The sequence below is a fragment of the Streptococcus mitis genome, assembly GCF_946188695.1.
GTDB classification, from domain to species: Bacteria; Bacillota; Bacilli; order Lactobacillales; family Streptococcaceae; genus Streptococcus; species Streptococcus mitis_DF.
Genome location: NZ_CAMHWI010000008.1, coordinates 64,954 through 77,074, shown reverse-complemented (window position 1 = coordinate 77,074; position 12,121 = coordinate 64,954). Strand labels below are relative to the sequence as shown.

Sequence of the window (12,121 nt, the reverse complement as noted above, 5' to 3'; positions counted from 1 at the left end):
TTCTACTGATTTCACGCGTTTTTCTCATACTGAAGGCTAGGTTGGGGGAAACTGGAAGTTAGTTTTAGAAGTTACCAAATCTTTTCCTATAAGAAATACTGGCTAAATCGTAGCAAAACCTGTTGCGATTTTCTTTTGTCTTAATTTTGAGAAAACGCTTGCATATTGTTTTACTACATGCTATACTGATATAGAAATTTATTGATTGGAGAATCATCATGAGAAAAACACCAGCTCAAACTGAGAAAAAAATGGTCTACAGCATCCGTTCCCTCAAAAATGGAACTGGTTCTGTCCTTATCGGCGCAAGCCTTGTCCTACTTGCTATGGCTACCCCAACTATCTCAGCCAACGAAAGTACACCAACCACTAACGCAAGTAATAGTGAAACTACTACTGCCCTTGCCCAACCTCTTACTGATGCAACAAACATCGCTGGCAAGAACGAAAGCGATTTTTCTTCACCTGATAGTGCAAACGCTTCCCTAGAGAAAAAAGAAGAAAAACCTGCAACAGAGCCAACAACTCCTGCTGCAACTCCAGCCGATTCAGCACCACAAACTGGGCAAGATCGTTCAAGTGAATCAACTACTTCTACGAGTCCAGTAACAACTGAAACTAAGGCAGAAGAGCCAATCGAAGACAACTACTTCCGTATCCACGTCAAAAAACTTCCTGAAGAAAACAAGGATAGTCAAGGACTATGGACTTGGGATGATGTTGAAAAACCTTCTGAAAATTGGCCAAACGGAGCCCTGTCCTTTAAGGATGCCAAAAAAGATGACTACGGCTACTACATAGATGTCAAATTAAAGGGAGAACAAGCCAAGAAAATTAGCTTCCTCATCAACAATACAGCTGGGAAAAATCTAACCGGCGATAAATCGGTAGAAAAACTAGCACCAAAGATGAATGAGGCTTGGTTGGACCAAGATCACAAGGTTTTCTCTTACGAGCCACAACCTGCAGGAACTGTTCGCGTCAACTACTACCGCACTGACGGCAACTATGACAAGAAATCTCTTTGGTACTGGGGAGATGTAAAAAATCCAAGTAGCGCTCAATGGCCTGACGGAACAGACTTTACAGCTACAGGCAAATATGGCCGCTATATCGACATTCCTCTTAAGGACGCCGCCAAAGAATTCGGCTTTTTACTATTAGATGAGAGCAAACAAGGAGACGACGTGAAAATCCGTAAAGAAGATTATAAGTTCACAGATTTGAAAAATCATAGCCAAATTTTCCTAAAAGATGATGACGAAACGATTTACACAAATCCATACTATGTCCATGATATCCGCATGACAGGGGCTCAGCACGTAGGAACTTCTAGCATTGAAAGTAGTTTTTCAACACTAGTCGGTGCTAAAAAAGAAGATATCCTCAAGCACTCCAACATCACTAATCACCTGGGAAACAAGATAACTATTACCGATGTTGCAATCGACGAAGCTGGTAAGAAAGTGACTTACAGCGGAGATTTCTCTGACACAAAACATCCTTATACCGTTAGCTACAACTCTGACAAATTCACTACCAAAACAAGCTGGCGTCTTAAAGATGAGACTTACAGCTATGATGGTAAACTTGGAGCTGAACTCAAAGAAGAAGGAAAACAGGTTGATTTAACTCTCTGGTCACCAAGTGCTGATAAGGTTTCTGTCGTTGTCTACGACAAGAATGACCCTGAAAAAGTAGTTGGAACTGTCGCTCTTGAAAAAGGGGAAAGAGGAACTTGGAAACAAACTCTAGATAGCACAAACAAACTAGGAATCACAGATTTCACTGGCTACTATTATCAATACCAAATCGAGCGTCAAGGTAAAACTGTTCTTGCACTCGATCCTTACGCTAAATCCCTCGCTGCTTGGAATAGTGACGATGCTAAGATTGACGATGCCCATAAAGTGGCTAAAGCTGCCTTTGTAAATCCAGCTAAACTAGGACCTCAAGACTTGACTTATGGTAAGATTCGCAACTTCAAATCGCGCGAAGATGCCGTTATCTACGAAGCTCATGTGCGTGACTTCACTTCAGATCCCGCCATCTCAAAAGACTTGACCAAGCCATTTGGTACCTTTGAAGCTTTCATTGAAAAACTAGACTACCTCAAAGACTTGGGTGTAACCCACATCCAACTCCTTCCAGTCTTGTCTTACTACTTTGTCAACGAATTGAAAAACCATGAACGCTTGTCTGACTATGCTTCAAGCAACAGCAACTACAACTGGGGATATGACCCTCAAAACTACTTCTCCTTGACTGGTATGTACTCAAGCGATCCTAAAAATCCAGAAAAACGAATCGCAGAATTTAAAAACCTCATCAACGAGATCCACAAACGTGGCATGGGAGCTATCCTGGACGTAGTGTATAACCATACAGCCAAAGTCGATATCTTTGAAGACCTAGAGCCAAACTACTACCACTTTATGGATGCTGACGGAACACCTCGAACTAGCTTTGGTGGTGGACGTTTGGGGACAACTCACCATATGACCAAACGCCTCCTAGTTGATTCTATCAAATACCTAGTCGATACCTACAAAGTGGATGGATTCCGTTTCGATATGATGGGAGACCATGACGCCGCTTCTATCGAAGAAGCTTACAAGGCTGCACGCGCCCTCAATCCAAATCTAATTATGTTAGGCGAAGGTTGGAGAACCTATGCCGGTGATGAAAACATGCCTACTAAAGCTGCTGACCAAGATTGGATGAAACATACCGATACTGTCGCTGTCTTCTCAGATGACATCCGTAACAACCTCAAGTCTGGTTATCCAAATGAAGGTCAACCTGCCTTTATCACAGGTGGCAAGCGTGATATCAACACTATCTTCAAAAATCTCATTGCTCAACCAACCAACTTTGAAGCAGACAGTCCTGGAGATGTGATTCAATACATCGCAGCCCATGATAACTTGACCCTCTTTGACATCATTGCCCAGTCTATCAAAAAAGACCCAAGCAAGGCTAAGAACTATGCTGAAATCCACCGTCGTTTGCGACTTGGAAACCTCATGGTCTTGACAGCTCAAGGAACTCCATTTATCCACTCTGGTCAGGAATATGGTCGCACTAAACAATTCCGTGACCCAGCCTACAAGACTCCAGTAGCAGAGGATAAGGTTCCAAACAAATCTCACTTATTGCGTGATAAGGACGGCAATCCATTTGACTATCCTTACTTCATCCATGACTCTTACGATTCTAGCGATGCTATCAATAAGTTTGACTGGACTAAGGCCACAGATAGTAAAGCTTATCCTGAAAATGTCAAGAGTCGTGACTATATGAAAGGGTTGATTGCCCTTCGTCAATCTACAGATGCCTTCCGACTTAAGAGCCTCCAAGATATCAAAGATCGTGTCCGCCTCATCACTGTCCCAGGCCAAAATGGTGTGGAAAAAGAAGATGTAGTGATTGGCTACCAAATCACTGCTCCAAACGGAGATATCTACGCAGTCTTTGTCAATGCGGACGAAAAAGCTCGCGAATTTAACTTGGGAACTGCCTTTGCCCACCTCAGAAATGCTGAAGTTTTAGCAGATGAAAACCAAGCAGGGCCAGTCGGAATTGCCAACCCTCAAGGACTTGAATGGACTGAAAAAGGCTTGAAATTGAATGCTCTTACAGCTACTGTTCTTCGAGTCTCTCAAAGCCGTCCAGCTATGAAAGATAAACCAGAATTTGACCTTTCAAATTCTAGACAAGAACAAGGTCAAGGTCAAGGTCAAGAGCACAGTACAAGCGATATTCCAAATCGATTAAACAAACCTGAACATCAAAATACAGATCCAGCTCCACAAGCTAAACCTGATTCTACTAAACCAGATACAAAAGTAGCTGATGCAGAAAATAAACCTAGCCAAGCTACAACTGATTCACAAGCTGAACAACCAGCACAAGAAGCACAAGCATCATCTGTAAGTGAAGCTGTTCGAAACGAATCGGTAGATAACTCTAACAAGGAAAATATACCTGCAACTCCAGCTAAACAAGCTGAACTTCCAAATACAGGAACCAAAAACGATAACAAACTCCTGTTTGCAGGAATTAGTCTCCTTGCCCTTCTAGGTCTCGGGTTCTTGCTAAAAAACAAAAAAGAGAACTAAACTAGCCCTCCTATAGAAAAATCCCCCAAGCATTATAGCTCGGGGGATTAATTTTTGTACAATATTTGTTGTCCTAATAAACTTGATTAGGATTTTTTATTAAGCCTCTTTCATGGTAAAATAAGTCCGTACTTTGGGTGCAACTTGTGTTCCGAAGAGTTCAATAGCTCTCAGAACCTGGTCATGAGGCATAGAACCAAGCGGTAGATGGAGCATGAAGCGGTCCAAACCTAGATCCTCAATCATGCGAATCAATTTTTCGGCCACCTGATCTGGATTGCCCACAAACATAGCACCATTTGGCCCAACTTGCTCCAAATATTGCTCATAGGTCAACTCCTGCCAGTGCGGACGGTCTTTGGAAATAGCATCCACTACTTGCTTGGTCGGATGGAAATAATCTTTCACAGCCTGCTCGCCATCTTCAGCAATCCAACCCCAAGAATGGGCCCCGACCATTAGTTCATGACTGGCATGCCCCGCTTCACTCCCAATGTCACGATAAGCCTGAATCAATTTTTGAAAATAACGCGGATTGCCACCAATAATAGCATAGACAATCGGCAGCCCCGCCTGAGCAATCTTCACTGTTGATTCGACATGACCACCTGTAGCTATCCACAAGGGTAATTTGTCCTGAACTGGACGAGGATAGACTTCTTTGCCAGAAATTGTTTGGGTCAATCGACCTTTCCAGTCTAGCTTGGTCTTTTCATTGACTAACTGAAGCAAGTCTAATTTCTCATCAAAGAGAGCTTCGTAGTCTTTCAAGTCATAGCCGAACAGAGGGAAAGATTCCGTGAAAGAACCCCTTCCAGCCATAATCTCCGCACGTCCATTCGACAAAGCATCGATAGTGGCATACTGTTGGAACAAGCGAATCGGATCCATACTTGACAGAATGCTGACTGCACTGGTCAAACGGATTTTCTTGGTATTGACTGCCCCAGCTGCCAAAATAATCTCTGGGGCTGATACTGCAAAATCCTCTCGATGGTGCTCACCAATCCCATACACGTCCAAACCAACCTTATCAGCCAGTTCAATCTCTGCCACCAACTGGCGAATACGTTCGGCATGACTGTAAGTCTGTCCAGTCACTTCAAGCTCCGTTGTTTCCCCAAATGTTGAAATTCCCAATTCTACCATTGTGATTCTCCCTATCTATTTCTGTCCTTCAATTTGAAAAATTATTCTAATACTCAATGAAAATCAAAGAGCAAACTAGGAAGCTAGCCGCAGGCTGCTCAAAACAGTGTTTTGATGTTGCAGATGGAAGCTGACGTGGTTTGAAGAGACTTTCGAAGAGTATAACACGAAACTTGAGTACAAGCAACCGATTTGCTCACAAGAAAAAGCCTAGATAACTAGACTTTTTTAGCTTATTCTACCGTTACTGATTTAGCAAGGTTACGTGGTTTATCCACATCAAGACCACGGTGCAGAGTTGCAAAGTAAGCGACCAATTGCGTTGGCACAACCATTGAAATTGGTGAGAGGTATGGATGTACAGTCGTAAGAACGATGTCGTCTGTCTCTTTGGCAACATTTTCTTCTGCGATAGTGAGGACTTTGGCACCACGAGCTGCGACCTCTTGGATATTTCCACGAGTATGGTTGGCAAGGACTGGATCTGACAATAGGGCCAAAACAGGTGTTCCTTCTTCAATCAAGGCAATGGTTCCGTGCTTGAGTTCTCCTGCCGCAAAACCTTCACACTGGATGTAAGAAATCTCTTTGAGTTTGAGACTTGCTTCCATGGCTACGTAGTAATCTTGACCACGTCCAATGTAAAAGGCGTTGCGAGTTGTTTCAAGAAGCTCACGAACCTTGGCTTCGATGGTTTCTTTCTCTGAAAGAGTTGATTCGATAGACTGAGCTACGATTGACAATTCATGAACCAGGTCAAAGGCTTGCGCTTTGGCATTGCCATTTGCTTCTCCAACTGCTTTTGCAAGGAAGGCAAGGGCTGCGATTTGCGCTGTATAAGCCTTGGTTGAGGCTACGGCAATTTCAGGTCCTGCATGAAGAAGCATGGTATGGTTAGCTTCACGAGAAAGAGTTGAGCCTGGTACGTTTGTCACTGTCAAGCTTGGGATTCCCATTTCATTAGCCTTAACCAAAACCTGACGGCTATCCGCTGTTTCACCAGACTGACTGATAAAGATGAAGAGTGGTTTCTTGCTGAGAAGTGGCATACCGTAGCCCCACTCAGATGAGATTCCAAGTTCAACTGGCGTATCTGTCAATTCTTCCAGCATTTTCTTAGAAGCAAATCCTGCGTGGTAAGATGTCCCAGCTGCAAGGATGTAGATACGGTCTGCGTCTTGAACAGCCTTGATGATAGCTGGGTTTACTACTACTTGACCAGCCTCATCTGTGTAGGCTTGGATTAACTTACGCATCACTGTTGGTTGCTCATCGATTTCCTTGAGCATGTAGTAAGGATAAGTTCCCTTACCGATATCTGACAAATCAAGCTCAGCAGTGTAGCTAGCACGCTCACGACTGTTGCCATCATAGTCTTGAACTTCCACACTATCCGCCTTGACGATTACCAACTCTTGGTCATGAATTTCCATGTATTGATTGGTCTCACGAATCATAGCCATGGCGTCTGAGCAGACCATGTTATAGCCTTCTCCAAGACCAATCAAAAGTGGTGATTTATTCTTCGCTACGTAGATGACTTCAGGATCTTGTGAGTCAACCAAGGCAAAGGCATAAGAACCACGGATGATGTGAAGAGCTTTTTTGAAGGCTTCAAGAACTGATAAGCCATCTTCTTCCACAAATTTTCCAATCAAGTGAACGGCAATTTCAGTATCTGTTTGCCCCTTAAAGTGGTGACCTGCAAGGTATTCTTCCTTGATTTCAAGGTAGTTCTCAATCACCCCGTTATGCACCAAGACAAAACGTTCAGTCTCAGAGCGGTGTGGGTGAGCATTGTCTTCCGTTGGTTTCCCGTGAGTCGCCCAACGAGTATGTCCGATACCAGTTGTACCCTCAACACCAGCTGTCTTGGCAGATAATTCTGCGATACGACCGACAGCCTTGACTAGGTGATTTTCAGCACCACCTAGGACAAAAATCCCCGCAGAATCATAGCCACGGTATTCGAGCTTTTCAAGCCCTTGAATCAAAATATCAGTTGCATTTGTGTTTCCAACAACACCAACAATTCCACACATAGTATATACGACACAGACAAGCTGTGCTTTCTCCTTAAAATTGGTATAGTCTGATTTCTCTTTTATAGAACCAGCAAAAACAGTATATACTTGTTTCTTTCACTTGTCAAGAGTAAAAATTGGTATAGCTGAAATTAAGCTCCTGTAAGCAAAAAAACTCTGACCAATTAGGACAATCAGTCAGAGTCCTTTTTAAAATCCATTATTGTCGCTTAGTTCCTTGAACCAGTGCCCTGATTTCTTCAGACGACGTTCTTGCGTTTCCAAGTCTAATTCGACCAAACCATAGCGATTTTTATAGCTGTTAAGCCATGACCAGCAATCGATAAAGGTCCAAATCAAGTAGCCCTTACAATTGGCTCCGTCTTCAATGGCACGGTGAAGTTCACGCAGATGACCTTTTACAAAGTCAATACGGTAATCATCTTGAATCATTCCATTCTCACGGAATTTTTCCTCTCCTTCAACACCCATACCATTCTCTGTCAACATCCACTCGATATTGCCATAATTTTCCTTGATATTTTGAGCAATGTCATAAATCCCTTGCTCATAAATCTCCCAACCACGATGAGGATTAATTTTACGTCCAGGCATAACATAAGGTTCGTAAAAATGTTCTGGCAAGAGTGGACTCTCTGGATTCTTAGCAAATCGAGGTGCCATAACGCGCAAAGGTTGATAGTAGTTGACACCAAGGAAATCCACCGTATTGTCACGAATGAGCTCCAACTCCTCCTCTGTGGCATCAGGCAAGAGACCGTGTTCATGCAAGATTTCTACCAACTCTTGTGGATAAGTCCCCAAAACAGACGGATCTAAGAAAGATTGGGCCTGAAAAAGGTCCGCAATGCGAGCTGCCTTGACATCAGCAGGATGCTGGCTACGTGGATAAGCAGGGGTCAAGTTTAAGACAATCCCAATCTTAGAATCAGGCAAGAGTTCATGACAGGCCTTGACCACTCTACTACTAGCTAATTGTGTGTGATAGGCTACTTTAACCGCTGCCTCTGCATCGACCTTATGTGGATAATGGGCATCGTAAAAATAGCCAAATTCCACAGGAACGATGGGCTCGTTAAAGGTAATCCATTGATCCACTAAATCGCCATAAGTCTCAAAACAGAAACGAGCATAGTCTTCATAGGCTGAAACAGTCGCCTTATTTTCCCAACCATCACCAACTTCTTGAAGAGCAAAAGGCAAATCAAAGTGGTAGAGATTGACTAACAGACGAATCCCCTTAGCCTTAATAGCCTCAAAGACCTTACGATAAAAATCCACACCTTGAGAGTTGACTTTTCCACAGCCTTGTGGAAAAATCCGTGACCACTGAATAGAAGTCCGAAAGGCTGTGTGACCAGTCTCTAACAAAAGCTCAATATCCTGTTCCCAATTTTCATAAAAAGTCGATGTCTTATCTGGACCAATCCCATTATAGTAACGATTTGGCTCCACTTGGTACCAGTAATCCCAGAGATTATCTCCCTTGCCGTCACCAGCTACACGCCCTTCTGTTTGTGGTCCAGAAGTAGAGGATCCCCAGACAAAATCCTTTGGAAATCTTAGCATATATTTACCTCTTTATCTAGTCATTTTTCCCATTATACAGAAAAAACAAGGTAAAAACTAGTTACATTTTTTCCTTGTTTTTCTTCTGATTATAGTTTTTATTTCTTGCTGAGGATTTCAAGCGTTTCAAGCACGTTATCTGCATGAACCTCGATGGTGTCCCCAGTCGCTTTAATCTTCACTTCTACGATGCCATCGGCCGCTTTCTTCCCAACAGTGATACGGATTGGAAGACCAATCAAGTCACTATCGCTAAATTTAACACCGACACGTTCGTTACGGTCATCTGTCAAGACTTCGTAACCAGCTCCCATCAAGCTTGCTTCAAGTTTTTCTGTCAAAGCCTGGGCTTCTTCATCCTTGACATTGACAGTAATCAAGTGCACATCAAATGGTGCCAATTCTTTAGGGAAATTGATTCCCCAAGCGTAACGGTATTCACCTTTTGGTGTTTTGTTAACAAAGAGGCGAGCGTGTTGCTCCATCACTGCTGAAAGGAGACGGCTGACACCGATACCGTAACATCCCATGATAATTGGCACAGCACGGCCATTTTCATCCAAAACATCTGCTCCCATGCTTGCTGAATAGCGAGTACCAAGTTTGAAGATGTGACCAATTTCGATACCACGCGCAAAGTTAAGGACTCCTTGCCCGTCTGGGGAAATTTCACCCTCACGAACTTCACGGATATCCACATATTCTGCAGTAAAATCACGGCCTGGGTTCACACCAGTCAAGTGATAGCCATCTTCGTTAGCGCCGACCACTGCATTGCGAACATCTTGCACCTTACGGTCTGCAATGATTTTAACATTCTCTGGCAAACCAACTGGTCCAAGTGAACCGAACCCTGCTTGAATAAGATTCGCTACTTCTTCTTCGCTAGCAACGTCGAAGAAATCTGCTCCCAAGTGGTTTTTCAACTTAACTTCATTGAGCTGGTCATTTCCAACTAGAAGGGCTGCAACAAGCTCACCATCTGCCATATAGAAGAGAGTTTTAATCGTTTGTTCTTCTGGAACGTTTAGGAAGGCTGCAACTTCATCGATTGATTTAACATCTGGTGTTGCAACGCGAGTCACTTCTTCTTCAGCGACAACACGATTGCTTGGTTTGTACTCGTTTGTTGCCATTTCTAAGTTAGCCGCATAGTTAGATTCACTTGAGTAGGCGATGGTATCCTCACCAGAAACCATCCATTTAAGCAATTCTGCCTTGATTTCTTCTTGCACTTCTGCAGGAATTTCGTCAAATGAGGCAACTGACTTGTCCAAGACAACCCAGCGGTCAAGGTCTGTACGAGCAGGAGTAATGGCCATAAATTCTTGGCTGTCCTTACCACCCATGGCTCCACCGTCACCAATGATAGCCTTGAAGTCTAAACCACTACGAGTAAAAATACGCTCATAAGCAGCCTTGTACTCATCGTAAACACTGTCCAAGCTATCATAGTTAGCGTGGAAACTGTAAGCATCCTTCATGATGAACTCACGTGTACGGAGAAGTCCATTACGTGGGCGTTTTTCATCACGATACTTAGGCTGGATTTGGTAAAGGTTAAGTGGCAATTGCTTGTAAGACTTAACAGAATCACGAACAATAGCTGTAAAGGTTTCTTCGTGAGTTGGACCTAAGATAAAGTCTGATTTTTCACGGTTTTTGAGTTTGTAAAGGTCTTCACCATAAGTTTCATAACGACCTGATTCGCGCCACAATTCTGCACTGAGAAGGGCAGGAGCCAACATCTCAACGGCACCAATCTTATCAAATTCTTGGCGCATGATGTTTTTGGCTTTTTCAATCACACGGTTGGCAAGTGGTAGGTAAGAATAAACACCTGCAGAAACTTGGCGAACATAACCAGCTCGCAACATAAGAGCGTGACTGATAACTTGAGCATCGCTTGGCATTTCGCGAAGCGTTGGGATAGGCATTTTACTTTGTTTCATAATATTCCTCGATTATCTAAAAAAGAGTCGCATAATGTCATTCCAAGTCACAGCAATCATCAAGACAACCATGATGACCACTCCGGCCAAGGTGACATAGGTTTCAATTTCTTGTTTCAATGGTTTGCGGCGGATGGCTTCTAGGATATTGAGCACAATCTTACCACCATCCAGTGCTGGAATCGGAATAAGGTTAAAAATCCCGATATTGATGGAAATCATTGCCAAGAAGTCCAAAACATTCTCAATTCCATTTTTAGCAGCATCACTACTTGCCTTAAAGATGGCAACAGGTCCACCTAGCTTGTTCAAATCCGGTTGAAAAATCAGATTTTTCAGAGCTGATAGAATTCGGAGAGCCGAGTCAGCAGCGGTTGTGAAACCACCTACAAACATGGATAGAAAATCTGACTTAATCCCCGGTTGAACACCTAGAAGGTAACGACCTTGACTTTCTTCCGGACTAACAGTGACTTGTTTGTCACTCCCCTTTTCAGAAATAGTCACATCCAAGGTCGGGGCCGTCTTATCTTTGGTTTCTGCTTCCACAGCCTGGATCAAACTTTCCCAGTTGCTAATCTCATGTGAGCCAATCTTGGTAATCTGAGCCGTTTCTGGCACTCCTACCTTAGCCAAAGCCCCTTGGGGCATGACATGGAACTGGTTGGTTTCAACATCTCTGACACCACCCTGCATAAAAATTAAAATCCAGAAAACAACAACACCTAAGATAAAGTTGTTCATAGGACCTGCAAAGTTAGTAATCAGTTTTCCCCATATAGTTGCATTTTGATATTGTACATCCAAGGGGGCAATCCGAACCTCAGTTCCATCTGCTTCCACAACCGTTGCATCGTGATCCACTGCAAATGTTTTTTCTTCTTCTAGAACCAAGCCCTTGATAAAGAGCTTGTCTTCAAAGTCAAACTGGGTCACCTGCATAGGAAGAGCTGTTTGGTCCAATTTTTTACCTGAAAGATTGATGCGTTTAACCTTACCATCATCAGTAAGCGTCAAACTGACAGGTGTTCCTGTCTTGATTTCAGTGGTATCATCACCCCAACCGGCCATACGAACGTAGCCACCCAGAGGCAAGATTCGGATGGTATAGGCCGTTCCATCCTTGCCAATATGAGCAAAGATTTTGGGACCCATACCAATGGCAAATTCACGCACTAGAATTCCTGATTTCTTTGCAAAGTAGAAGTGCCCGAACTCGTGCACCACCACAATAATCCCAAAAACCAGAATAAAGGTTAAAATTCCGAGCATAGTATTTCCTCCG

Annotated in this window: 6 protein-coding genes; 1 reads left to right on the top strand and 5 read right to left on the bottom strand. The window is 43.3% G+C overall.

The window, feature by feature from the left end:
- Positions 1–218: 218 nt before the first annotated feature.
- The gene (locus tag N8L33_RS05025; RefSeq protein WP_261058888.1) at positions 219–4,121 is read left to right on the top strand and encodes a pullulanase; all 3,903 of its coding nucleotides are present in this window, start codon (positions 219–221) and stop codon (positions 4,119–4,121) included.
- 99 nt (positions 4,122–4,220) lie between these two features.
- Here N8L33_RS05025 and N8L33_RS05020 read toward each other — a convergent pair whose 3' ends face one another.
- From N8L33_RS05020 to rseP, 5 genes are all read right to left on the bottom strand, one after another.
- A complete protein-coding gene (locus tag N8L33_RS05020; protein ID WP_261058887.1) occupies positions 4,221–5,270 on the bottom strand; it encodes an LLM class flavin-dependent oxidoreductase in 1,050 nt (349 codons plus the stop codon).
- Positions 5,271–5,503: 233 nt separating this feature from the next.
- Positions 5,504–7,312, bottom strand: coding sequence for a glutamine--fructose-6-phosphate transaminase (isomerizing) (gene glmS, locus N8L33_RS05015; protein ID WP_000334289.1), 1,809 nt, complete (start codon positions 7,310–7,312; stop codon positions 5,504–5,506).
- 192 nt (positions 7,313–7,504) lie between these two features.
- A complete protein-coding gene (bglA, locus tag N8L33_RS05010) occupies positions 7,505–8,884 on the bottom strand; it encodes a 6-phospho-beta-glucosidase (RefSeq protein WP_261058876.1) in 1,380 nt (459 codons plus the stop codon).
- Between the two features lie 98 nt (positions 8,885–8,982).
- Positions 8,983–10,836, bottom strand: coding sequence for a proline--tRNA ligase (locus tag N8L33_RS05005; protein ID WP_261058862.1), 1,854 nt, complete (start codon positions 10,834–10,836; stop codon positions 8,983–8,985).
- A 12-nt stretch (positions 10,837–10,848) separates the two neighbouring features.
- On the bottom strand, positions 10,849–12,108 hold the full coding sequence (rseP, locus tag N8L33_RS05000; protein ID WP_261033677.1) for an RIP metalloprotease RseP: 1,260 nt from the start codon (positions 12,106–12,108) through the stop codon (positions 10,849–10,851).
- Between the last annotated feature and the right edge of the window lie 13 nt (positions 12,109–12,121).

Excerpts from the sequence above, each read along its gene's own strand:
- glmS (WP_000334289.1), bottom strand. The coding sequence starts at position 7,312 with ATGTGTGGAATTGTTGGTGTTGTTGGAAACACAAATGCAACTGATATT.
- N8L33_RS05025 (WP_261058888.1), top strand. The coding sequence starts at position 219 with ATGAGAAAAACACCAGCTCAAACTGAGAAAAAAATGGTCTACAGCATC.
- N8L33_RS05020 (WP_261058887.1), bottom strand. The coding sequence starts at position 5,270 with ATGGTAGAATTGGGAATTTCAACATTTGGGGAAACAACGGAGCTTGAA.
- bglA (WP_261058876.1), bottom strand. The coding sequence starts at position 8,884 with ATGCTAAGATTTCCAAAGGATTTTGTCTGGGGATCCTCTACTTCTGGA.
- rseP (WP_261033677.1), bottom strand. The coding sequence starts at position 12,108 with ATGCTCGGAATTTTAACCTTTATTCTGGTTTTTGGGATTATTGTGGTG.
- N8L33_RS05005 (WP_261058862.1), bottom strand. The coding sequence starts at position 10,836 with ATGAAACAAAGTAAAATGCCTATCCCAACGCTTCGCGAAATGCCAAGC.